This is a genomic window from Bacillus sp. V59.32b (assembly GCF_003429085.1).
Taxonomy (GTDB): domain Bacteria; phylum Bacillota; class Bacilli; order Bacillales; family DSM-1321; genus Peribacillus.
The window spans coordinates 12,393-35,944 of record NZ_QVTC01000052.1 but is presented as its reverse complement, the minus strand read 5'-3'; the positions used below and the strand labels follow the sequence as shown (position 1 = coordinate 35,944).

Sequence of the window (23,552 nt, the reverse complement as noted above, 5' to 3'; positions counted from 1 at the left end):
GTTGCTTTCCTAGCGTAAGTGCAACACCTATTCCCCACCTTTTGAGGCTTACCACTCGGCGATTTACTTTGACACTACGACAGATAGCTCATGAACAAGGTTGCCATGCCAAAATAGATTAAAATACTAATAATATCGTTGATAGTCGTGATGAATGGTCCGGATGCCACAGCAGGATCGACTTTCATTTTATGCATAAGAAGCGGTACAAGAGATCCGGCGATAGTGGCAACGATTAGAGTGGCAAAAATCGAGGCGCCTACCAAAAATCCAAGTACCCAGTCATGCTGCCAGAAGAAAACGATGAAGATCACCAGCGTTCCGCAGATTGTCCCTGTGATTAAGCCAGTCCCCGCTTCCCTCATAATGAGTTTCCACTTGCTTGCTTCCTCAAGGTCACCAGTTGCGATTCCCCGAACGGCGACGGCCAGTGCCTGTGTCCCGGTATTCCCCGCCATGCCTGCAATCAAGGGAATAAAAACGGCCAGTATGGCTTTTTGGCTCAATGTCTCCTCGAATCTGCCGATCAAACTGGCGGTCATCATTCCCAGAAACAATAGAATCACAAGCCAGGGCAGCCGTTTTTTTGCTGCGGCAAAGGGATTTTTATCCACCCGATCCAAATCTGAGATACCCGCAAGCTTTGAATAATCATCAGAGGCCTCTTCCTCCATAACATCCATAATGTCATCGACCGTAATGATCCCCACCAGATGCTCTTGGAAATCAACTACCGGTACAGCCAGAAAATTATAATCCCTCATTTTTCTCGCCACTTCTTCTTGATCCTCCGTTACCGATACGGCCACGATACGGTCAAACATAATTTCGGAAATCATCGTTTCATCATCGGCGATAATTAAATCACGAAGCGAAATGACACCTAAAAGCTTACGGTCATCATCGATCACATACACATAATAAATCGTTTCAGCCTGCGGCGCTTCTTTTTTGAGGATATACATCGCCGAACGGACGGTTTGGTTGGCGGAAATCGCGATAAATTCCGTGGTCATGATGCTTCCGGCCGTATATTCTTCATAGCTTAAAAGCTCTTTGATTTCCTGGGCAGCTTCGTCATCCATGATCGTCAAGTAGCTGACAGCCTGTTCCTTATCCAGCTCATTTAAAACATCCACCGCATCATCGGCATACATATGAGAAAGCATTTCAGCCACATAAGCAGGTGCCATTTCCGCAAGCAGGTTTTCATATTCTTCTTCTTCAATTTCAATATTTTCAAAGAGATCTGCCATTTCTTCCGGCGATAGATAAAGGTAAACCTTCGAACGGAGATCATCCTCAAGGCTTGTGTAAAACTGTGCCTGGTCGTAAGCGTGCAACTCCATAAATTCATTTCGGAAGGAATCTATGTCCCCATCCTCTAAGGCTCGGATTAGTAAACCTGTATTTATATTTTCCAAGGAATCCGACATTTTTCCGTACCTCCTCCCGCGCAAAATCTCAAGCAGCGTTGAACTATTATTATTTGTACCAAAAGGACGTATGCAAAACATCTTGAAGTTAGCAGCTGGGGTGCAATTCCGTTCCTTATTGTTATTTAATTTCCCCTTCAGGGTATTATACTATTAGCTCCATTTTTAAAGAAACTACTCAGAGGGTGTTAAAAATGCAGATAGATATCATTGGTGACATTCACGGCTGTTTCGGGGAATTCAAGGAATTGACAGAAAAACTCGGCTACTCCTGGGATAGCGGTATACCGGTTCATCCCACGGGGAGGATCCTCGCATTTGTCGGAGATCTGACCGACAGGGGGCCGGATTCCCTTAAAGTGGTTGACACGGTATATGAGCTCGTTATTATCCAAAAGCTAGCCCTTTATTCACCAGGCAACCACTGCAATAAACTGTACCGGTATTTCCAGGGAAACAAGGTGCAAATCAAACACGGGCTTGAAACGACTGTTGCCGAATATGAAGCCCTGCCCGTCCGTGAACAAAAGAAAATAAGAAAAAAGTTTCTCGACCTCTACGAACAGTCTCCGCTTTATCAGATGGCCGACGATGGAAAGTTAATCATCGCCCATGCAGGCATTCGAGCTGACTACATCGGTAAGAACAACAATAAGATACAGACTTTTGTTCTATATGGAGACATCACCGGAGCTAAACACCCAGACGGAACCCCGGTTAGGCTTGACTGGGCCGGGGAATATACGGGTGATGCATGGATCGTCTATGGACACACCCCGGTTAAGGAAGCGCGTAGAGTGAACCATACATACAACATCGATACTGGCTGTGTGTTTGGCGGTAAATTAACCGCCTTACGCTATCCGGAAATGGAACTGATAGATGTACCTTCAGCCATGCCTTATATTCCTGAAAAGTTTCGCTCCACTTTCGATTAAAACTTTGTAAGCACAACGTGTCCTACACTTTTAAAAAAGATATTTTTCTATAAACTTACTTAATTGTATGCAGCAGACCGGGCTACTGCGATTGATTAATGAGCTTAAGCATATCAGCCGGGAGTTGTTCTTCAAATGTAAGGGTCCTGTTTAAAAAAGGATGAAAGAACGTTACACTGCTGCAATGCAAGGCCTGTCTAGCCATATCTTTCCTGCCCCCTCCATATAGATCATCGCCCGCAAGCGGGAAACCATAATGTGATAAGTGGACCCGGATTTGATGCGTACGTCCGGTCAATAACTGAAGCTCAATATGGGTATACCCTTTTAATCTGGCGATTACCTCAAAAAGCGTACAAGCATATTGGCCGTCAGCCCTGACCTCCCGTTCAATAATGCTCGTGGGTCTTCGGCCAATCGGCTCATCTATTTTCCCATTCTCTTCTTTAAGAATGCCTTCTACAACTGCTGTATATCGCCGCTTCACCAAGCCCTGCTTCTGCTGTTCACTTAAGAGGTGGTGCACATGTCGATGCTTAGCAATTAAAACAAGGCCTGAAGTGTCGCGGTCAAGCCTTGTTACGATATGGATGGTAGATGACAACTTTCTTTTCTTATAATAACCGGCCAGCGCGTTGGCAAGGCTGCCTGCCGGATGTTCTCTGGAAGGGATCGTATTCATGTGAGCCGGTTTGACTGCTACAAGAACATAGTCATCTTCATATTTAATCTGGAGGGGGATATTTTCAGCAATAAGCCGACTGTTTGCTTCTTCCGGTGGGAAGATAACCTCAATTTTGTCTCCGGCAGTAAGAAGATGCCGGACGGTTACCTCTTTTTCATTCACTTTTATTTTTCCACCGTCGAATTTGATCGCTTTCAATGTCCGTTTCGAAATATGTTGTTCAGCAAGGAAAGTTCTCAGAAGCTTGCCGTCATCGTTATTTACGGTCATCCATTCAAGCCGGAAAGGTTTTTGAAGGTTCCTGTTTGACATGTGGGCATCGGTAACTCCTTAACCTGAAATGAAAGAATCATGGACCCTTTTCCAAAAAGGAAACGGCCGGAATCTGGCAAAACGAATTTTTTCATCCGCAACCCGAAACTGCATCGACTTAACATCTTCATGCAGCAGTGACAAATGATCTATCGTTATTTGGAAGTTTACGTTATTTACTGGTCTCAGCATGCACGTATGGTGTCCCGGCAGTAATAACGGCGATCCCACTGTACGGAAAACCCGATTGTTGATCGAAGCCATTTCAGCAAGCTGGATCGCATCAAAGGAAGGATGGATAATAGCACCGCCCAATGCTTTATTGTATGCCGTACTTCCGGATGGAGTTGAGATACAAAGGCCATCTCCGCGGAAGGTTTCGAAATGCTGACCGCGTATCTCAACGTCCATGACAAGGGTACTATCCACACTTTTTACGGTCGATTCATTTAAGGCAAGGAATCTGGACTCTCTTCCTCCATGTTGATATCGGACAATCACTTCCAAAAGAGGATATTCCACGACCTGAAACGGTGTTTTAGCCAGGGCGATGACGAGTTTTTCTATTTCCCCCGGTGTCCAATCTGCGTAAAAACCAAGGTGACCCGTATGAACACCGACAAAAGCCGTTTTATCCAGACGGTTTTTATAACGGTGGAACGCATATAATAAAGTCCCGTCTCCACCTATTGATACAACGATATCCGGCTGGTTTTCATCATACTCCAGTTTAAAATCCTGAAGATATGTGCGCATTTTGTGCATAAGCGTATTCGATTTGGCGTCTCCCTTTGAGGTTATCGCAAATTTCATTGATCTCACCCTGTTTACTAGATTTTTTTAGCGGATACTATATTAGAAAAGCAGTATTAGTCATTTGTTCGAATCTTGATTTGATGGGAATCTCAGCTTATGTGAATCAACAGAGACATATACCATAGTCAATTGAAAAGGAGGCGGGGCTATTTAAAATAAGAAAATGCTATGATGGCTTAATAATTTATAGTCTGCTTTGCCCCGGCCGTCTTATTGGATTCATTATCATGATTTTTTGAATCGGCTGAACATGTAACCTGAGTTCGGATAATAAATCCTGAGTTTGGATAATAAAATCTGATTTTGGATAATACATCCATGGTTCGGAAGCCTATTTCCGTTCAGATTTTCCAAATGTTTCTTTCTTTCTTGAAAAAATCCGCTGCGCTTCCTGAATTTCCAATCGAATTTGCGACATTTCTTCATCAAGTAAAAAAGCTGCTTCTGCTGCCCTTTTGAGGCGGATTTGAATGTCTTCAGGAAAGTCCCCTTTGTATTTATAGTTTAAAGAATGCTCAATTGTTGCCCAGAAATTCATCGCCAATGTCCGAATCTGTATTTCTACAAGAATTTTCTTTTCACCATGGATGGTCTGAACTGGATAGCGGATCACCATATGATAAGATCGATAACCACTTGCTTTTTTGTGGGAAATATAATCTCTTTCCTCGACTATTTCAAAATCATTTCTCGCACGCAACAGCTCTACTACTCTCCTGATATCATCGACAAACTGGCACATCATCCGAATACCGGCAATATCCTGCATCTCTGCACCTAAGTTATCCAAGGCGATATTCTTTTGAACGGCTTTATCCAGAATGCTGACAATCGGCTTTACTCTTCCAGTGACAAACTCAATCGGCGAATGTATTTGCTCACGCTCGAATTGAGTTCTCATCCCCTTTAATTTTAGCTTCAACTCCTCAATAGCCTGTTTATAAGGAGCCAAAAAATCATCCCAATGTTCCATGGCTGCACCCCTGTCCCCAAAGCTTTTCAGTTTTCAACTTAGAAAAGCGCAAGCGCCGTAATTAAGGAAGAACGACTATGTCCGCCACTTCCTGTAAGGACGTCGGCGCAAAGATCACATCCTGTACGTCGCATCTAGACATCTTTCAAAGTTGAAAAAGTTATACTCTCATTTAAAGAAAAGTCTGTTCTACTTTTGAAACAAATTCTTCCCCATAATTCCCGTTCCCCTGAATATTGTCGATTAAATAAGCAAGTTCTTCAAATATCTCTGTCAATTCAAGCTTCTTATTATCCGAGGTAACTACGGCCGGTAATTTCCTTGACCAGGCTTCCTTTAGTGCAGGCCAGATGATTTCAGGCAATGAAATATATGTATAATCATCATGATTTTCCGTGATGTATATAAAAGCAATACCGTCGGAATCAACCAACAACTGTTCTTTTGGTGTCAGTTTGGATAAATCAATGGAGTCACCCGTTTTTAGCACCAGTTCGTTATTGATGATGTCGGCTTCATTGATCGTAATTCTCTCTTTCATAATTCAACCTCCCAATTTCACGACTTCATTTTATCACATTCCAGGTATGATTCCTAAAAATTCAAGTTTGCTGTTTAGATGCATTCGGGACATAATGAATAAAATGAACGAATCGAAGATTTAAGGAAAGGATGATTTCCTGTGGATCAACACATCGAGATTGAATTTAAAAATTTATTATATAGGAATGAATTTGACAAGCTGATGGAACATTTCAATGTTGCCGAAACAGATTTTACAACCCAGCTAAATCACTATTTTGATACACCGCTTTTTGAACTAAAGGATCAAAAATCAGCTTTAAGAATTCGTGAAAAAAACGAGAGATATGAATTAACACTTAAGCAGCCGGCAAAAGACGGCTTACTTGAAACGAATCTGGAGCTGACAAAGAAACAGGCAGATAGCATCTTAAAAGGAACTTCGTTACCGGAAAGCGGCATTGCCAAGCTCATTGAAACGATGGGCATATCCCCCAAGAACATTCAATATTTTGGGACGCTTCAAACAAACCGGGCAGAACTCCAATATCAAGGCGGATTGCTTGTTCTTGACCACAGCACTTATTTAAATGAAGAAGATTATGAAGTAGAATATGAAGTAACGAACAAGACGGAAGGCCAGAATATTTTTATAAATTTGCTTAAAAACCTTAACATTCCCGCCAGAACAACCGAAAATAAAATTAGAAGACTGTATAATGCAATGATAAACAAGTAATTTAGACAAACATTCAAACTATTTTTTTGAGGTGAATATTAATTTGAAATTACAGGATGTAAAAATGATGATGGATCTCCAGGCTTTGCAAGGATTAACCGGTACACAAAATCCTATCGAGCAACAGCCCGAAAACCTTTTTCAGGAAATGCTGGTTGCGGCTATCGGCCAAGACGGGGATCATTCCATTTCCCAAACCCTCGGGGGACTTGTCGATATTCTCACCAATAAAAATACTCTTGGCAATCTGTTTGATAGCATGCCGATTAAAAGCATGACCGATGTTCCATCTTCCTTAAGCTTTACTCCTGCTCAGGCGCCCGCAACCTTATCTGCCTCTTCTTCAGCAGGTTTTGAAGATATCATTAAAAAGGCGGCGGAATTGTATAATCTGCCTGAGAAACTCATTAAATCAGTGATCAAGCAGGAATCCAACTTTAATCCTGATGCAATGAGCCACGCCGGTGCTACGGGATTAATGCAATTAATGCCTTCAACCGCGAGAGGTCTCGGCGTAAAGAATATACTGGATCCGTTTGAAAATGTCATGGGTGGAAGCAAATATCTCCGACAGATGCTGGATCGCTATGATGGGAACATAAGCCTTGCACTTGCCGCTTATAATGCCGGTCCCGGAAACGTGGATAAACACGGGGGAATACCACCGTTTAAAGAAACTCAAAATTATGTAAGAAAAGTTACGGATACGTATTATAGTTAATATAAAATGGCTGTCTCAGGTCGGGAGGATTTTCTTTCTCAGGAGCAACCGTACCATGCAATCCGGTAGGTTCATTAAAAAGAGGCAGCCTTTTTAAAAAAAGGAATTGAAATCGCTTACATACAGTCGAAACCTTTAGTTATAAGCTTCTGCTCCTTCATTCTTATCGTTAACAAGCGTTAGATTTGAGAAATCGGAAGGCGATTGATAAAATAAGCATAATATAACTAAAGGAGTAATCAGCATGAAAGATGGAAACCCTACGCCATATGACGCAATTGGAGAAGGGCGCCTGCATAAGCTTATCGATGTCTTTTACTCCAATGTAAGCAAACACCCGGAGCTTATACCGATTTTTCCGGATGATTTAACAGAAACCGCCAGAAAGCAAAAACAATTTATGACCCAGTATCTTGGCGGTCCTCAATTATATACGAATGAACACGGTCACCCGATGTTAAGAGCACGCCATATCCCTTTTGAGGTAACACCCAGCCGGGCCGATGCATGGCTATCGTGCATGAGAGAAGCGATGGACGAAGTCGGGATGGAAGGAGAAATTAGGGAATTTTTCTATCACCGTCTATACCTGACAGCGCAGCACATGATCAATACACCTGAAAAAGACTGGAAAGGAGAAGGCATGTGAGTTCTCAAAAACCGGTTTTCAACATTACAGATTGGATAAAGTCTCAATCCCACCATGGCGCTTGTAAAAAGCCCATTGAAATTTACGTATTTATCGATCCCTTGTGTCCTGAATGCTGGGCTTTAGAACCTATCATAAAAAAATTACAAATTGAATATGGCCAATTGTTCAGTTTAAAGCATGTGTTAAGCGGTAAACTGGCCTCTCTTAACAGAGGAAAAAACAAAAACTTTGAAAATATTGCTCAAGCTTGGGAAAGGACGGCCTCCAGATCAGGAATGTCCTGTGACGGGAGCTTGTGGATGGAAAACCCAATCGCTTCCCCGTACAGCGCCTCTATAGCGATAAAGGCGGCGGAACTGCAGGGACGTAAACTTGCGATTCTCTTTCTAAGAAAGCTTCAGGAGTTATTATTTCTCGAAAAGCAAGACATTACCAGTATGAGTAACCTGACGGAATGCGCCCGTGAAGTCGGTCTCGATGTTGATGAATTTATGAATGATATCACGTCTGAAAGTGCTGCTAAAGGCTTTCAATGTGATTTAAAAATCACCTCCGAGATGGATGTTAGCGAGATTCCGACCCTAGTCTTCTTCAATCAGAATATCGAAGAAGAAGGAATCAAAATTTCAGGTTTTTACCCTTATGACGTATATGTAAATATCCTTGATGATATGTTAAACGGTCTTCCCGATCCAAAAAGTCCTCCATCCCTAGAATCTTTTGTCCAATCCTTCAAAGTTATCGCTACGAGAGAAATCGAAGTCGTTTATAATATGTCTAAAAATGAAGTGGAACGGGAAATGAAAAAGCTCTTATTAAAGCAAACCGTTCAAATGATTCCCGCTAAGCACGGAACATTTTGGAAGTACACCGGGACTAATGAAGTCTAAATATAGAAAAAGCCTTGCAAATCAACAGTTTGCAAGGCTTTTTCATTCATACGAACAAAGGGGATGGGGAAATTTTTCACGTTAAACAAAGGGGGTATATGTTTGTATGTGAACAACTTCACTTGTAATATAGCAAATATCCCTTCGATCTTTCAAGGGGTTTGTGCTTTTTTTCACAATATTGTCATATTCTTTGAATATGGTTTGTCTTTACTCATATATATAGAATAAAAACCTGTACAGGAGGGAATGCCCTAATGATAGCAAAGTTTGTCTTATCTTTGTTATTTTTAGCTGGGATGCTATTTCTCCAACTGCTTGGATTAATGAAAATCATCCCTATCTATATTAGCTCGCCTCTTCTGCTTTTTACTTTATTCTATTTTTTTAATCTTTTTAATCAGCGGAACCGTTTTAAAGGTTTTTAACCGATAAAAGGTTCCGCAGCTTTTTTTCGATTTACTGCTGTAATAATGTTTCCAATTCCGTTAGCTTTTCATCAAATACTTTAAGCGCTTCCCTAATCGGATCAGCTTCTGTCATGTCCACTCCGGCTTTTTTCAATACTTCAATCGGATAATCGGAGCTTCCCGACTTCAAGAACTCAATATAGCGATCGACTGCCGGCTGTCCTTCTTCGAGAATCTGTTTACTTAATGCTGTAGCCGCAGAGATTCCGGTTGCGTATTGATATACATAGTAATTGTAGTAGAAATGCGGAATTCTAGACCATTCCAAACCAACTTCCTCATCAATGACAATATTGCTTCCGAAATACTTCTTATTTAACTCATAATACTCTTTGGTGAGCATATCAGCGGTTAGTGCTTCACCTTTTTGCGATTTTTCATGGATGAGATGTTCAAATTCCGCAAACATCGTCTGGCGGAATAGAGTTCCCCTGAATCCTTCTAAGTAATGGTTCAACAAATAAATCCGCTTCTTTTCATCATCGATCGTTTTTAGCAAGTAATCATTAAGCAGATTTTCGTTGCATGTAGAAGCAACCTCTGCGACAAAAATAGAATAGTTGCCGTATGGGTAAGGCTGTGTTTTTCTTGTATAATAGCTATGGACAGAGTGTCCGAATTCATGTGCCAGGGTAAACAAGTTATTAACGTTACTTTGCCAGTTCATTAATATATACGGGTTTGTTCCGTAGGCGCCGGATGAATAAGCACCGCTGCGTTTTCCTTTATTCTCTTGAACGTCAACCCAGCGGTTTTCGAAGCCTTCTTTTAAGACATCCAAATACTCCTCTCCGAGCGGTGCCAAGCCTTTTAAAAGATACTCTTTCGCCTCGCCGTAGGGCACTTCCATCTTTACTTCCTTTACCAATGGAGTATAAAGGTCATACATGTGAAGTTCTTCAAGCCCGAGCACTTTCTTTCTTAAATCCACATAGCGATGAAGCAAATGGAGATTTTCATTCACTGTATTCACTAAATTATCATAAACGCTCTCCGGGATATTATTATTGCTTAATGCCGCATGGCGCGCTGACTCATATTTACGTATGCTCGCGTTAAAATTATGGTTCTTGACAGCTCCAGAAAGGGTGCTCGCAAATGTGTTTTTAAACTGCCCGTAAGTGGCGTATACACCTTTGAACGCTTCTTCCCGAACCCTGCGGTCTTCACTTTCAAGAAAGCGAATATAACGACCATGCGTGATCTCCACTTCATTGCCGTCTTCATCCTTTATAGTTGGAAATACAAGGTCGGCGTTATTCAACATCCCGAACGTATTGCTGGAGGCACCCAACACCTCGGATGCTTGCGCCAGCAATGCTTCCTGCTCAGCCGTTAGCACGTGCGGCCTTTGTTTGTTAATTTCCTCTAATGCGTGTTCATAAAGCTTAAGTTCTTCTTTCTCCTGCAGGAATTGCTGTACCCTGCTTTCATCAACGCCAAGCAATTCTGGAACCACAAACGAAAACGCACTGGCTGCTTGGGAATATAGGTTTTTGGCGCGGTCGTCCATGCCTTGATAAAAGGAGTTTGTCGTATCCTGATCATAACGCATGTGGGAATAGGTATAAACTCTGCCAAGCCTTTCAAAAACTTCATCCTGGAACTGAAGTGCGGTAAACAATTTATCAGCACTTTCACCTAGCGTGCCTTTAAACGATTCGGCTTTTGCCAGGTCCTGCTTGATCCCTTTCCATTCACTCTCCCATTCCTCTTCGGTAGCAAAAATATCTTCCAGTCTCCATGTATCGTCAACCGTTATTTCATCTCTAGCCGGAAGCTTTTTTATTTCTGTGTCCTGTGCCATAAACGAAATCCTCCATTTCAAAAAGTTCTATCCTAATCTATTTCTGTGTTTTTCAAAAAAATCCTGCTGTTTTATGACTTCAAAATGCTATTTTACCATTATTGTCCGCCTGTAGCAGCTTTTGGTGCCTGTAATAAAAATTTTTCTCCCATTCCAGCCATTGGTCATATGTCTTAGCGACCCTAACTTTTTTCATTACTTTAAAGTATCCGGTTTTATACTCTTCTATATACCCTGTTTTTTTGAAAAATGACACATAGCTTATCAACGGTTGCAGGTATTCTTTGGAATCAAGCAGCGGCAGTTTTCTTAAGCGGATATCTCCGCTTTTTATTCGATTTTTGAAAGAGCGGATACATTCATCCATGGACAGGCTTTGGCCAGCTTCTTTTCGAAAAAGCATATCAATAAAAACATAAGCTTGCCACTGAACGGCCGCTGTGTGAATCAAATGGATTCCGGCAACAGGTATTCCGACTTCGGGCGGAAGGGTAGCCGGAGAAATTTGATTTACATAAAGAAATTGGAAGAAAGGATCAGTTACCTTTGCTGTTCTTACGCTTTGGAAAGACCATGACTTTCTTTTCTCCCGCCACTGGCGGAGATAAGGCAGCTGCCGTGATGAAGCATGAAAAAAGGATGGGAAAGAGGCAGAGGAAAGTGTCTCATGACATTGATTAGCAAAAACGGTTCGGGGAGAAAAAGGGAGGATCTTCTCAAGCTTTGTAAGTTGATCTTTATACGGACAGTAAGTAATGATTGAAGGCGAGTCCATTCCGCCTGTGAGAAAGAACCAATCAAAATTACGCAACGAAAACTCATTCGGTTTTATCTTTTTGATATTTCGGTCGGCAAGAATCCAAATGGGGATGATGCCCTGAGCACGATAGGAATTTGTTCTGGAGATAAAATCCTCTTCAGGAATGGCGGAGCACTGAAATTCGATGGCATACTTCTGTGAATTTATAATAACGAGGATGTCAGCTCTTTGCCGAATTTCGGGAATATATGCTTCCAGGAAAGCATGATACTTTTTCGATTTCAGCCACAGGTATAGCTTTGTTTTTCCTAAAAGATGATAATCGGATTCAGGCTCAGAGGATGCATGGCAGGAGTTATTGCGGATGTGGGCAAAATGGGGGATTTTTATCTTTCCGGATTTTATGATGACTTCGTGCTCGCAGCAAGGACAGTAGAAGCTGTCCCCCTGTTTCATTTTCAACAACTTTTCTTTCGTGCTGGTATTATGCAGTGTTACATAGGCACCACTCTTATTTTTTGCAGTCAGCATCGCTTGCCCCCTTTCTATCTGTATACATTCTAGTCGGTCCGCTTTAATTCCTTCTAAATCATTAAGAAAACTCGCTAGACTTGTGATGTTAAAGATGGAGAACAAATTTATGCAATAGATTCGCTGTAAGTATGTAGATCCGGCCATTTTGGGGATGGAAATGCCCTTTAAAGTCGATTTGTGCGCGATTATTTTTATTTGTGCTCGATCATCCGGATTTGTGCTCGATGATCTGAATTTGTGCTCGATAATCTGAATTTGTGCTCGATAATCTGAATTTGTGCTCGTTGCTCCCGATTTGTGCTCGATCATCCGGATTTGTGCTCGATCATCCGGATTTGTGCTCAATCATCTGATTGTGCTCGATAATCTGACTTTGTGCTCGATGATCTGAATTTGTGCTCAATCATCTGATTGTGCTCGATAATCTGACTTTGTGCTCGATGATCTGAATTTGTGCTCGATCATCTACATTTCTGCTCGATCATCCAGATTTCTGCTCGATCATCTGAATTTGTGCTCGATCATCTCCATTTCTGCTCGATAATCTGAATTTGTGCTCGTTGCTCCCGATTTGTGCTCGATCATCCGGATTTCTGCTCGATCATCCCTATTTGTGCTCGATGATTTGAATTTGTGCTCGATGATCTGGATTTGTGCTCGATCATCTGAATTTGTGCTCGATGATCCCGATTTGTGCTCGATGATCTGAATTTATGTCAATGATCGAATTTCTGCTCGACTATTCTGGTTTGTGGTCGATTACTCAAATTTCTGCTCATACTCGATAACCCGACCTTCTGCCCATTTATTATATTTAAACTCTGCGGAAAAGAAATCAAAAAGGACCTGATTTCTCAGGTCCGTAGATGGTTATAAAAGCGGAGACAACAGTCTGCATGTCGATTCGATCAGTTTTAAGCCGATATTTCGCTTTGAGAATGTTTCGAGATGCAGTTCCCTGGATTCCATAATGTCTTGCAAATAATCATTCACCAGCTTTTGAGTGCTTCTTGTTTTATATAAAAACGCATTCACTTCAAAATTCAGATGAAAGCTTCGCATGTCCATATTAGAAGTGCCGATCGAACCCAATTCATTATCGACAATGACAATTTTGCTGTGCATAAAGCCATTTTTATATTCGAATATCCTCACACCTGCTTCCAGCAATTCTGGAAAATAGGAACGTGACGCATGAAAGACAATTCGTTTATCCGGATTTTTCGGAACGAGGAGCCTTACATCCAGGCCGCTAAGCGCGGCAATTTTCAGCGCCTGGAAAATATCTTCATCAGGGATGAAATACGGTGATGCGATCCAAACTGATTCCTTTGCTGATGAAATCATTGAGAAAAAGATATTTTTAATCACCGTCCATTCATTGTCCGGACCTCCGGCAATCATTTGAACCCCGCCATGATTATGAACGATGGGGATCGGTGATAAATATTCATCGGTCAAGAAACTGTGATCGGTGCTGTAATACCAATCCTGTAAAAAGATGAGCTGTAAAGTCCGGACGGCTTCCCCCTTCAGCATGAGATGTGTATCTCTCCAGAACCCGAAGTGTTCATCGCGGCCCAAGTATTCATCACCTATGTTCAAGCCGCCCATAAACGCCACAGATCCATCAATGACAATTATTTTTCGATGGTTCCTAAAATTAAATTTATTGTTTAAGAAAGGAAGCCTTACCGGGCCGAATTCGACCATCTCGACCCCTGCATTTTTTAGATCCTGAATATATTCCCTTGAAAGCTGCCATGATCCCACTGAGTCATACAAAAAGCGCACTTTTACGCCTTGCTTCGCTTTGGCGATTAACACCTTCTTGATATCCATACCGATATTATCATGGCGCACAATGTAATACTCCATATGTATATGATGATTTGCTTTTTTTAGCTCATCCAGAATATGAGAAAATGTCTCGTTGCCATTCGTCAATATTTTCGTTTCAGTCCCAAACGAAATCGGGCTGTTGCCAATTCTCTGCGCAAGCTTGAACAGCTTTTGCTGATGGTCCCCCATCTCCAGCATTCTCTCGTTATTGCCATCAGGCTCTCCATTGATTTTTAAATACGCTTCCTTGTCCAGGAAATACTTTTTGCGAAACATTTTCTCTTTCCTGTAGTTTCTGCCAAAGAGGAAATATAAAATGAAGCCAAATAAAGGGAAAGCGCCAAACACAACCAGCCAAGTAATCGTTTGGGCCGGATGCCTGTTTTCAAGGAAAATAATCACCCCGATAATTACTAGTGATAATGTAAGCATAATACTGAAGAAACCGAGAATGTCTCCTCTCGATGTTTCCCTAAATAAAAACCACAAACCACTTAAAATAATCACCAGCAACAATACACGAATTCCAGTTTTCATCAATTCCACCTGCCTATCCATCTATCCTCATACGTATATACCCTTAATGAGCCCTTACTATTCTTTTAGTCAAAATAGCAATTCCTCAGCGAAAAAAAATTCTTATATAAAATTTTATATCATAAAAAAGCCGATTCCTGTATGAAATCGGCCTGTCATTATGCAAAATATTTATTTACTGTTTCAAAAACATCGCTTTCCATTACGACTTTTCCATATTCTTCAAGCATATGAACGGTAGTCGGAGATTCCTCACTATATTCAAGAAGGATGCTTAAAAAGTTATCTATTTCGTCTTCATCAATTTCTTCTTCAGAGAACTCAATGTACAAATAGTATTTATTGCCGTAGGCAAACAGCTTAGTGGTTAGCTCATCTAGACCATATCGCGTGCTTAACGCGATTAAATCATCGAAATCATCAAACTCGGTGACAAATTCTAAAATGCCATCCTCGAATTGAAGCGGATTGGATTCCTGTTGTTTTCCATGAAAGTGCTGATCCAGGAGTGATTCGATCTTCTCATCCACCGGCAGATCCTTCAGCTTTTCTTCCGAAATTGGCAACTCCAGCTTTTGACCATCTTTACTTAACTGTGCTTTTGTCACGAGAACCTCCAGACCTTTTTCAAGCGCCTGAACCTGAATCCATAAAGGGCCTTCAATCATGAATTCTTCTTCCTGATGGACCTCGTCCATCATTTCCCAGAAAAGCTCTTCACTGCGCTCACGGCTGTACCAGATTTCTTCTCGGTCAAAGCCGCGTTCTTCAATATCTATATAAGAAATGTAAAACTTTACGGTATCGTCATTAATACGTTCTATTTCCATGATAGTCCTCTCCCTTCTGTTGACGTTTGGAAGGGATAATTACCCCCGAGCTTACAGTAGCTCTTTCTAATATATTTACCCATGAAGCCGGATTTGTAATCACAGCCTTTCGGGAAAAAATATTCTATTTTTCTTTTATTTTATGACAAAACCATCGATAAGGGAAATGAAAAACATGTCCCATTTTAAAAACAATCGTTTGCCTAATATTTCATTCATTTTACAAAAAAAATCACGAGTCTGCAACTATGAAGAGACCTCTTATCAATAATGGAAAAAGCTGTATTTCTTTATATATATATCGGCCCGAAAGGTAGTTTCTATAGGCGAACTGTTGAACAAAGATTGCAATCGTCTTTTCCGTAAAGCTGAACTGAGTCAATCCTTGCTTTATAGTCCATATTATTTAACATAGCTTTCTGGGAAGAAAAAGTAAACAGCCCTGCCAGGAGAACCTGACAGGGCCTTACACATTCATTTAATTAACCATTTTTTGCGCTTCTCTAAGCTGGAATGTACGGACTTTGCGTGGCAGGAATCGGCGAATTTCATCTTCGTTATAACCTACCTGCAGCCTTTTTTCATCAAGGATAATCGGCCTTCTTAGCATGCCTGGATTATCTTTGATTAGTTTATATAGTTCTTGAAGAGGCAAAGCTTCTAAGTTAACATGAAGCTTTTGAAAGGTTTTGGACCTTGTAGAAATAATCTCATCCGTTCCATCTTCAGTCATTCGGAGAATTTCTTTGATCTCATCAATGGATAAAGGTTCAGAGAATATATTTCTTTCTGAGTATTCAATATGATGCTCTTCCAACCAAGCCTTTGCTTTCCGGCATGATGTACAGCTCGGTGATGTATACAATGTTACCATGAAATATTCACACTCCCTAAATATAGAATCGACGATCTATGCTGGGAAATCAACCTTTACTTTCCACTCTAGATTAAAATAACTTTAAATAAGTAATCTCTACAAATAATTATACACTAAAACTAGTAAATTGAATACCTTTTTTTAAAAATGTTAAAAACCTTGAATATTTCTTGATTTTTCCCTTTATAAATCAATCTTGTTGCTGTATTAAGAATTCATTTCCACTGGTTTCTGATTGAAAAAATTCCGTCTATATTCTCAATTAACCGTTTTTTCATTCACATTTTACTTACATTCATTGATTTAATAAATATGCCTATTCTTATTTACCCATTCCTGAGTCATTTAAACAAAAAATAAAATATTTTTTAAAAAAAAGAATTCTTCAGATATTAAATATATCCTTTTTATTCTAGAAAATATAGTCCTTTGTTCCTGCTTTTTGAAAAAAATAGGGTTAATGGTAAAAAAAAGAGCGAAGAAAAAAATTTTCTTCACTCCTAAATCCTATACGACCTTTAATATATCGTGTTCATCTTTCCGGTCATTTAGTGTTAATACTTCTTCTACAGGTTGATAGTTCTTGCCGTAAAAAAATTTATCTTTATATGTGTGTATTCGTTCATACGTTTTTTTCATACAACCGTATATTTGCTTTTCATCTACAGAGTCATTTGCCCAGAAAAGAATTTCCATTTCATTAATTTCATTGGTGGCCAAAGAGCGGCGTTTATAAGAAATCGACGAAGCATGATTAAAACCTTCCCGTTTATAAAAACGAAGCCTTTTTCTAGTATCGGCATCCTGTTCAGTTGCAGGTTCAACCTCTAATAATATCGGTTTTCCTTTCATTTTAAGTTTGTTTATTAGTTTCTGCCCAAGACCTTGACCGCGTGAATTTCCGGAAACAAATAAGTAGTCCACAAAGACGAAGCGATCATCTTCTGCATACATCAACACATGATTCGGTCCTTCGTCCTTATGGTATATATCACCCTTTTCTTTCAAAAGGGTTTCCATATGCTTCTTGGACTTCATTTCTTCAACCGGAAAATATTGATTTAACTTTTCATACCAATTCATAATAGGGCTCCTCTCGTTGTACCCGGCCAAAAGGAAAAATTTCACTTTAAAAGCGGCTGCATATCAATTAAAATACAGATAAGGATGAAAAATTCGCTTGTAGGTGCAAGGGCTACAGCGTATTGGGAGGTTACCATGGCCGGTTATATATTCGATTTAACAGTGGTTGCTGTCCTCATCATCAGTATTACAGCAATAAACGGTGTGTTAACGAACGGCATCGGAGAAAAATTATTTGGTGGGAAACGTCATTCTGATATTTCAGACCATTCGGCTGGAATTCAATCAGGATGGAAAAACGTTGGCGGAAAAAAGAAAAAATAACATACTGTGCAGTTTACATCATCTGAGTGAAAAGTCAACCAAATCGAAATTGGATACCCTATTTTTAGACGATGTTGTTAGAGCATCGCCTAAAAAAATAGGGTACCTTTTTTTAGGTGAATACTACGGCGTAAAGTCTACATTCTGCGTGTAATGGTTGCCTGCATTCCAAAGCAGATATTCATTGATTCCATTATCTTTCAACGCTTTTATTTGAGCTTCGACTTCAGCCTTTCCATATTTTTTGTAATTTCCAGAACCTAAGTAGGAAGCAGTGAAATCCTGCAGCCACGGTCTGGATATAGGGGGAGTTTTTAGCTCAGTCAATTTTTGATTCTCCAATTTTGCATATTCAGCAACCACTTTATATGGTTCAAGGTCAGGTTTTGCAATGCCGAAATATGATGTCCAATGGCTTGGATATATCATGGAAGAGATGACATCCACATTTTCGGATATTTTTGAAAAGTTTTGCCCGATTCCCGGTGCTTCCGGAAGAGTTGCCGAATACCCAAAAATGTCTACTGACACTTTTACTCCGTATGGCTGTAATTTCTCACGTGCATAGGCGACAAAGTCCGTCACAGCTTGTACCCTTTTTTGGGTATTGTCCATCTTCAGGTCCTCATACTCACCCATGCTATATTTCAGGGTGCTATCCCGCTTTTCAAAACCTTCGGGGAAGCGGACATAGTCGAATTGAATTTCCTGAAAACCCATTTTTGCTGCCTCAATTGCTATTCCAACATTATAATCCCATACTTCCTTCAAAAATGGATTAACGAAAGACTCGTCTCTTCCATTTTTCCAGACTGCATTGCCGTCCATATAAGAAAGTTCAGGCCTTTCCTTCGGTAACAGGGAATCCTTAAAAACAACAATCCTCGCGATTGGGTAGATTTCTTTCTTTTCCAGTTCTTTAAGCATTTCAACTGGCTTTTTTATGTAGTTCTTACCAATTCCCGCATATGGAGAATTTGGATCTTCCGGCCGGTAGGTTACATTTCCCCAGTCATCCTTTATATCAATGACCATAGAATTTAAATCGGTCTTATCAAGCAATTGCACAAGTCTATTAAAATTTTCGCCTCCCGCTGAATGTCCTGTAACATATATACCGCGTACCGCATCCGGATATGTAAACGTCAAACCGGAATCATAGACAAATCTCGGGATCCCCTCTGGTATATTTTTTGTTGATAGTGCCACTTGATACTTATGATGTTCTGTAGCGGTATTTGTTTCCTCTGCTTGAACCGAATATCCGTATGCTGGAAATACACTTGCTATAGCAATGCCGGTTATTGCCCACTTCTTGAATACATTCATGTTGCCGCTCCTCTCAAACTTGTAGTCCCATCATCTATTATAATCTAGCGGGCGATAAGAAGGAGGCTATTTTTTGAGGAAACACTTAGTAATAGCCAATCATTCACCCTTTACCACGTATCAAAGGTTTTACTCCTATTTTGTTTTAAAAAACTCAAGACGGCTTTGGACATCTATGTGTTGGCAGAACAAAAGAGCAAGCGCCTTGTACGTAAGGAAGAACGACTAATACCGCCACATCGTTATGTCTTCGTCGTTCTGACCCACGTCCTGTGGGCCCCCATCGGATGATTGGCTAGACCAGAGAGGGGCTAGGCGCTGGAGCTGGATATAGATCATCTAAATTAGTTATCCACACAAAAAATCAATTTATAATTTCCTAAACAATAAAAAAACGACCCCTATAAGAGGTCGTTATTAGTTAATTAGCATGTATTGCCTGGTATTGTTGAAATTCCTTTTCTGAACAATATACGAAATGCCCCGGCTTCACTTCACGCATTCTAACATCTTCACCTTCCGCATAATCATGAATATTGGGATTGTATACCTTCCGCTTTCTTGTCCTTTCACTTTCCGGATCCGGAAGTGGAATGGCTGATAACAGTGATTGAGTGTAAGGATGTATAGGATTTTTATACAGCTCGTCGCTCGGGGCCAGCTCTACAAGTTTACCAAAATACATAACCCCGATCCGGTCGCTGATATACTTAACCATCGACAAATCATGGGCGATGAACAAGTATGTTAGTCCTTTTTCCTTTTGAAGGTTTCTCATCAAATTGACTACCTGTGCCTGGATGGATACATCCAAAGCAGAAATGGGCTCGTCAGCAATGATGAATTCTGGCTGAACGGCCAATGCACGCGCAATTCCAATACGCTGGCGCTGGCCACCGGAAAATTCATGCGGATACCGGTTCGCATGCTCACGGTTTAAACCTACTGTTTCCAATAAGTCGTAGACCATCTCCATCCGTTCTTCTTTTGTTTTAGCGAGACCGTGAATGTCAATGCCTTCAGCGATGATATCAGACACCTTCATTCGCGAATTCAAAGAAGCCGACGGATCCTGAAAAATCATTTGCATATTACGGTTGAAAGCCTTCAGCTCTTTTTTCGATTTCTTTCCATGCACATCGACGCCGTCAAAAATGACTTCACCATCTGTAGCATCATAAAGACGAATGATCGTTCGTCCGGTGGTGGACTTTCCGCAGCCGGACTCACCAACAAGACCGAGTGTTTCTCCTTTATAAATATCAAAAGAAATATCGTCAACAGCCTTAACCATGTTTGGTTTGCCAACATTAAAATACTGTTTTAAATTCCGTATTTCTACTAATTTTTCACGTTGTTCCATCATATTCCCTCCTGATCTGCAAGGAACTTCTTCATCCGTCTCTTAACAGCTTCAGGCGGTTCAACCTTCGGGGCGTCCGGATGCAAAAGCCACGTTGCTGCATAATGGGTGTCTGAAACCTTGAACATCGGAGGCTGTTCCTCTAAATCAATTTGCATCGCGTATTCATTTCGCGGAGCAAATGCATCACCTTTTGGAGGATTAAGCAAGTTTGGAGGCGTTCCTGGAATCGCGTAAAGTTCTTCATCCTTTGAGTCCAGGCTTGGCATAGAACTGATCAATCCCCATGTATAAGGATGCTTAGGATTGTAGAATACTTCATCAACCGTACCGACTTCAACGATTTTCCCGCCATACATCACGGCAACTCGATCAGCAACATTCGCCACAACTCCAAGGTCATGGGTAATGAAGATGATGGATGTATCAATCTTTTTCTGTAAATCCTTCATCAATTCCAAAATTTGTGCCTGGATGGTTACATCAAGTGCCGTCGTCGGCTCGTCTGCAATCAATATTTTCGGATTACAAGCCAATGCAATCGCAATAACAACCCTTTGTCTCATCCCGCCGGAAAACTGGTGCGGATATTGCTCAAAGCGACTTTCAGGCTGCGGAATTCCTACGAGGCGTAGCAAGTCCATTGCTCTTTCCTTTGCGGCTGCTTTGCTTGCATTTTGATGCTTAATGATCGGCTCCATGATTTGTTTTCCTATTTTAATAGTAGGATTCAAGGATGTCATAGGATCCTGGAATATCATCGAAATGTCTTTGCCGCGAATTTTTTGCATCTGTCTGTCAGATAGATTTGTGAGGTCTTTTCCATCAAATAAAATCTCGCCATTTTTAATTTCTGAATTTCCAGGAGGCAAAAGCCTCATAATCGACTTGGTTGTTACTGATTTACCAGAACCCGATTCACCAACGATCGCTAACGTTTCTCCTTTTTTCAGTTCAAAGTCCACACCGCGTATTGCTTGAACTTCCCCACCAAAAGTGTGAAAGGAGATATTTAAGTCCTTAACTTGTAATATATTCTCCAATTATCTTCACCTACCTCTTAATCTCGCATTTTTGGATCGAGGGCATCCCTTAATCCATCAGCAAGCATATTGAATGATACCATGATAATACTGATCACGATCGCAGGAATGATCATTTCGTGCGGATGCAGGCGCAATACTTTGAACCCGTCATCAATAAGTGTACCAAGAGAAGCATCCGGCGGCTGAAGCCCTAATCCGATAAAGCTTAGAAATGCTTCAAAAAATATCGCATTCGGAATCGAAAACATCGTATTTATGATTATTACACCCGCCAGGTTGGGTAATAAATGTTTAGTAATGATTTTTGCATGGGAATTCCCCAATGTTCGGGATGCGAGTACAAATTCCTGTTCTTTCAATTTTAAAACCTGTCCGCGGACTACACGCGACATTGTTACCCAGCCGGTAACACTCATGGCAACAGCAATTGAAACGATACCCGGTTCCAGAACAAGAATCATGAGGATCACGATAACCAGGCTCGGTATTCCCATTAACACCTCGGCAATCCGCTGCATGACATTATCAGTACGTCCGCCGTAGTATCCGGAGATTGCACCATAAGCGACCCCTATTACCAAATCTATTAAAGCCGCCAGTAAAGCGATGGTTAAAGAAACCTGTGTACCTTCCCAGACACGGGTAAATAAATCCCGTCCCAGTGCGTCGGTGCCAAACCAAAAATATAAATCATCCGGAACATTTTTTTGTTCATAGGCATCGATTACTTTACCGTTATTTAATGTTTTCATTCCGTCAAAAGGCAGCCAGCTAACGTTTTCCAGTGCCTTGATTTTTGGCGGAAGATTATTTAGCGAAACCTCTTGATCAGCACCATCCTTGCCGCTGATAGCCGGGCCGAGAAATGCCATTATGATCATTAATATCATAATCACCATGCTGGCTACCGCAGCTTTATTTTTACGGACGCGCAACCAAGAATCTTTCCAGAAACTTAAGCTAGGCTTGTTAATTTCTTCACTCTTCGCGGAATCAATAATGGCCGGCTTGAATTTTTCAGGAGATATTTTTTCATTAAGTTGTGCCATTATTTCTTCCCTCCCACAACTCGAATTCGTGGATCAATGACACCATACAATATGTCCACAATCAAAACGATTACAACAAATAAAGTAGCATATACCAGATTGGTACCCATAATAACATTATAATCATTAACCGCAATTGACTTAACCATTTGTTCCCCAATTCCAGGGATACCGAAAATCTCTTCTACAACTAAAGACCCGGTCATCAATGCAGCCGTTAAAGGTCCAAGCACTGTTATAACTGGTATCAAAGCATTTCGTAACGCATGCTTAAAAGCAATTTCAAAAAAGCTTGCACCTTTTGCTTTTGCCAGCGTAATATAATCCGAACTTAATATTTCAATCATTTCAGTCCTCATAAATCGGGCTGATGTTGCAAGTGAAAACATCGAAAGGGCGATTGTTGGAAGTACGGTATATTCCGGTCCCTTCCAGAAAATAACCGGAAACCAGCCTAATTTAAAGGCAATGAAATATTGTAGCAAACCGGCAAAAACGAAGCTAGGGATGGCTTTCCCGATTACGGCTACGAATGTGGCTCCGTAATCAATCCATGTATTCTGCTTTAAAGCCGCTATGACTCCTAATAATATTCCTACAATTGCACCTAAGATCATAGCTTGCAAACCAAGCTGCAAGGAAGGTCCTAATCTGCTGACAAGCAAATCACTAACTGGGGTATTCCCAAATTGGAAGGCAATACCGAGATCCCCTTGCACGAGATTACCCATGTATTTGGCATATTGAACCGGCACTGGCTGATTAAGGCCGTAATTTTCGTTCATGATTTCCAGCTGTGCAGGGGTTAATTTATTAGCATTGGCAAATGGGGATCCTGGGATGAGCTTCATCAGAAAGAAAGTTGCAGAAGCGATGATAAACAATGTAATGATCATATATAAAACCCGTTTAGCCATGTATTTAGCCATTTTGTGCACCTCCTATTGCGAAAAATTTTAATTTTCCCTTTAGTCCGAATAATTCTACTACAGGGAAAAAGAGAGTATATCTATGAAA

The 23,552-nt window shown here is 40.8% G+C and carries 22 protein-coding genes; 6 read left to right on the top strand and 16 right to left on the bottom strand.

What is annotated here, in order from left to right; all coding sequences use genetic code 11:
• Positions 1-74: 74 nt before the first annotated feature.
• Positions 75-1,436, bottom strand: coding sequence for a magnesium transporter (mgtE, locus tag D0463_RS12450; protein WP_117307719.1), 1,362 nt, complete (start codon positions 1,434-1,436; stop codon positions 75-77).
• 194 nt (positions 1,437-1,630) lie between these two features.
• Here mgtE and prpE point away from each other — a divergent pair, with 194 nt between their 5' ends.
• Complete coding sequence (gene prpE, locus D0463_RS12445; protein WP_117307718.1) at positions 1,631-2,374, top strand: bis(5'-nucleosyl)-tetraphosphatase PrpE; 744 nt, start codon at positions 1,631-1,633, stop codon at positions 2,372-2,374.
• 82 nt (positions 2,375-2,456) lie between these two features.
• Here prpE and D0463_RS12440 read toward each other — a convergent pair whose 3' ends face one another.
• The 4 genes from D0463_RS12440 to D0463_RS12425 form a co-directional block, all read right to left on the bottom strand.
• The gene (locus D0463_RS12440; protein WP_254052790.1) at positions 2,457-3,371 is read right to left on the bottom strand and encodes an RluA family pseudouridine synthase; all 915 of its coding nucleotides are present in this window, start codon (positions 3,369-3,371) and stop codon (positions 2,457-2,459) included.
• 18 nt (positions 3,372-3,389) lie between these two features.
• Positions 3,390-4,184, bottom strand: coding sequence for an NAD kinase (locus tag D0463_RS12435; RefSeq protein ID WP_117307717.1), 795 nt, complete (start codon positions 4,182-4,184; stop codon positions 3,390-3,392).
• 334 nt (positions 4,185-4,518) lie between these two features.
• Positions 4,519-5,160: a GTP diphosphokinase gene (gene yjbM, locus D0463_RS12430; RefSeq protein WP_117307716.1), complete on the bottom strand. Its 642-nt coding sequence runs from the start codon at positions 5,158-5,160 to the stop codon at positions 4,519-4,521.
• A gap of 172 nt (positions 5,161-5,332) precedes the next feature.
• Positions 5,333-5,701, bottom strand: coding sequence for a UPF0738 family protein (locus D0463_RS12425; protein WP_117307715.1), 369 nt, complete (start codon positions 5,699-5,701; stop codon positions 5,333-5,335).
• 141 nt (positions 5,702-5,842) lie between these two features.
• Here D0463_RS12425 and D0463_RS12420 point away from each other — a divergent pair, with 141 nt between their 5' ends.
• From D0463_RS12420 to D0463_RS12405, 4 genes are all read left to right on the top strand, one after another.
• A complete protein-coding gene (locus D0463_RS12420) occupies positions 5,843-6,421 on the top strand; it encodes a CYTH domain-containing protein (protein WP_117307714.1) in 579 nt (192 codons plus the stop codon).
• A gap of 43 nt (positions 6,422-6,464) precedes the next feature.
• Positions 6,465-7,142 carry a lytic transglycosylase domain-containing protein gene (locus D0463_RS12415; RefSeq protein WP_254052789.1) on the top strand — a complete coding sequence of 226 codons (678 nt, stop codon included), beginning with the start codon at positions 6,465-6,467 and terminating at the stop codon, positions 7,140-7,142.
• A 244-nt stretch (positions 7,143-7,386) separates the two neighbouring features.
• Positions 7,387-7,791, top strand: a complete 405-nt coding sequence (locus D0463_RS12410; RefSeq protein WP_117307713.1) for a globin domain-containing protein — start codon at positions 7,387-7,389, stop codon at positions 7,789-7,791.
• Positions 7,788-8,684 (top strand): ClpXP adapter SpxH family protein, encoded by an 897-nt coding sequence (locus tag D0463_RS12405; protein WP_117307712.1) that lies wholly within the window; start codon positions 7,788-7,790, stop codon positions 8,682-8,684. Before D0463_RS12410 ends, D0463_RS12405 begins: the two co-directional genes overlap by 4 nt.
• A gap of 459 nt (positions 8,685-9,143) precedes the next feature.
• Here D0463_RS12405 and pepF read toward each other — a convergent pair whose 3' ends face one another.
• The 6 genes from pepF to D0463_RS12375 all read right to left on the bottom strand — a co-directional run bounded on the left by pepF (position 9,144) and on the right by D0463_RS12375 (position 17,424).
• Positions 9,144-10,961, bottom strand: a complete 1,818-nt coding sequence (gene pepF, locus D0463_RS12400) for an oligoendopeptidase F (RefSeq protein ID WP_117307711.1) — start codon at positions 10,959-10,961, stop codon at positions 9,144-9,146.
• 79 nt (positions 10,962-11,040) lie between these two features.
• Positions 11,041-12,252 carry a competence protein CoiA gene (locus D0463_RS12395; protein WP_160118422.1) on the bottom strand — a complete coding sequence of 404 codons (1,212 nt, stop codon included), beginning with the start codon at positions 12,250-12,252 and terminating at the stop codon, positions 11,041-11,043.
• Positions 12,253-13,125: 873 nt separating this feature from the next.
• A complete protein-coding gene (gene cls / locus D0463_RS12390; RefSeq protein WP_117307709.1) occupies positions 13,126-14,634 on the bottom strand; it encodes a cardiolipin synthase in 1,509 nt (502 codons plus the stop codon).
• A 158-nt stretch (positions 14,635-14,792) separates the two neighbouring features.
• Entirely contained in the window at positions 14,793-15,464 is a 672-nt protein-coding gene (mecA, locus tag D0463_RS12385) for an adaptor protein MecA (protein ID WP_117307708.1), read from the bottom strand.
• Positions 15,465-15,942: 478 nt separating this feature from the next.
• The gene (gene spxA, locus D0463_RS12380; protein WP_117307707.1) at positions 15,943-16,338 is read right to left on the bottom strand and encodes a transcriptional regulator SpxA; all 396 of its coding nucleotides are present in this window, start codon (positions 16,336-16,338) and stop codon (positions 15,943-15,945) included.
• 510 nt (positions 16,339-16,848) lie between these two features.
• Positions 16,849-17,424: a GNAT family N-acetyltransferase gene (locus D0463_RS12375; RefSeq protein WP_117307706.1), complete on the bottom strand. Its 576-nt coding sequence runs from the start codon at positions 17,422-17,424 to the stop codon at positions 16,849-16,851.
• 135 nt (positions 17,425-17,559) lie between these two features.
• Between D0463_RS12375 and D0463_RS12370 the strand changes: the two genes are divergently transcribed.
• Positions 17,560-17,748 carry a hypothetical protein gene (locus D0463_RS12370; protein WP_117307705.1) on the top strand — a complete coding sequence of 63 codons (189 nt, stop codon included), beginning with the start codon at positions 17,560-17,562 and terminating at the stop codon, positions 17,746-17,748.
• A gap of 123 nt (positions 17,749-17,871) precedes the next feature.
• On the opposite strand, the gene D0463_RS12365 is transcribed toward D0463_RS12370, so the two are convergent.
• The 5 genes from D0463_RS12365 to opp3b all read right to left on the bottom strand — a co-directional run bounded on the left by D0463_RS12365 (position 17,872) and on the right by opp3b (position 23,464).
• Positions 17,872-19,077, bottom strand: coding sequence for a putative glycoside hydrolase (locus D0463_RS12365; protein WP_117307704.1), 1,206 nt, complete (start codon positions 19,075-19,077; stop codon positions 17,872-17,874).
• Between the two features lie 421 nt (positions 19,078-19,498).
• Complete coding sequence (locus tag D0463_RS12360; protein WP_117307703.1) at positions 19,499-20,440, bottom strand: ABC transporter ATP-binding protein; 942 nt, start codon at positions 20,438-20,440, stop codon at positions 19,499-19,501.
• Positions 20,440-21,483 (bottom strand): ABC transporter ATP-binding protein, encoded by a 1,044-nt coding sequence (locus D0463_RS12355; protein WP_117307702.1) that lies wholly within the window; start codon positions 21,481-21,483, stop codon positions 20,440-20,442. Before D0463_RS12355 ends, D0463_RS12360 begins: the two co-directional genes overlap by 1 nt.
• Before the next feature lie 17 nt (positions 21,484-21,500).
• Entirely contained in the window at positions 21,501-22,535 is a 1,035-nt protein-coding gene (gene opp3C / locus D0463_RS12350) for an oligopeptide ABC transporter permease (RefSeq protein WP_117307701.1), read from the bottom strand.
• A complete protein-coding gene (gene opp3b, locus D0463_RS12345) occupies positions 22,535-23,464 on the bottom strand; it encodes an oligopeptide ABC transporter permease (protein WP_117307700.1) in 930 nt (309 codons plus the stop codon). Before opp3b ends, opp3C begins: the two co-directional genes overlap by 1 nt.
• Between the last annotated feature and the right edge of the window lie 88 nt (positions 23,465-23,552).

Bases quoted from the DNA above. Each gene is read 5' to 3' on its own strand.
- mgtE (WP_117307719.1), bottom strand. From the start codon at position 1,436: ATGTCGGATTCCTTGGAAAATATAAATACAGGTTTACTAATCCGAGCC.
- prpE (WP_117307718.1), top strand. From the start codon at position 1,631: ATGCAGATAGATATCATTGGTGACATTCACGGCTGTTTCGGGGAATTC.
- D0463_RS12440 (WP_254052790.1), bottom strand. From the start codon at position 3,371: ATGTCAAACAGGAACCTTCAAAAACCTTTCCGGCTTGAATGGATGACC.
- D0463_RS12435 (WP_117307717.1), bottom strand. From the start codon at position 4,184: ATGAAATTTGCGATAACCTCAAAGGGAGACGCCAAATCGAATACGCTT.
- yjbM (WP_117307716.1), bottom strand. From the start codon at position 5,160: ATGGAACATTGGGATGATTTTTTGGCTCCTTATAAACAGGCTATTGAG.
- D0463_RS12425 (WP_117307715.1), bottom strand. From the start codon at position 5,701: ATGAAAGAGAGAATTACGATCAATGAAGCCGACATCATCAATAACGAA.
- D0463_RS12410 (WP_117307713.1), top strand. From the start codon at position 7,387: ATGAAAGATGGAAACCCTACGCCATATGACGCAATTGGAGAAGGGCGC.
- pepF (WP_117307711.1), bottom strand. From the start codon at position 10,961: ATGGCACAGGACACAGAAATAAAAAAGCTTCCGGCTAGAGATGAAATA.
- D0463_RS12395 (WP_160118422.1), bottom strand. From the start codon at position 12,252: ATGCTGACTGCAAAAAATAAGAGTGGTGCCTATGTAACACTGCATAAT.
- cls (WP_117307709.1), bottom strand. From the start codon at position 14,634: ATGAAAACTGGAATTCGTGTATTGTTGCTGGTGATTATTTTAAGTGGT.
- mecA (WP_117307708.1), bottom strand. From the start codon at position 15,464: ATGGAAATAGAACGTATTAATGACGATACCGTAAAGTTTTACATTTCT.
- spxA (WP_117307707.1), bottom strand. From the start codon at position 16,338: ATGGTAACATTGTATACATCACCGAGCTGTACATCATGCCGGAAAGCA.
- D0463_RS12375 (WP_117307706.1), bottom strand. From the start codon at position 17,424: ATGAATTGGTATGAAAAGTTAAATCAATATTTTCCGGTTGAAGAAATG.
- D0463_RS12370 (WP_117307705.1), top strand. From the start codon at position 17,560: ATGGCCGGTTATATATTCGATTTAACAGTGGTTGCTGTCCTCATCATC.
- D0463_RS12365 (WP_117307704.1), bottom strand. From the start codon at position 19,077: ATGAATGTATTCAAGAAGTGGGCAATAACCGGCATTGCTATAGCAAGT.
- D0463_RS12360 (WP_117307703.1), bottom strand. From the start codon at position 20,440: ATGGAACAACGTGAAAAATTAGTAGAAATACGGAATTTAAAACAGTAT.
- opp3C (WP_117307701.1), bottom strand. From the start codon at position 22,535: ATGGCACAACTTAATGAAAAAATATCTCCTGAAAAATTCAAGCCGGCC.
- opp3b (WP_117307700.1), bottom strand. From the start codon at position 23,464: ATGGCTAAATACATGGCTAAACGGGTTTTATATATGATCATTACATTG.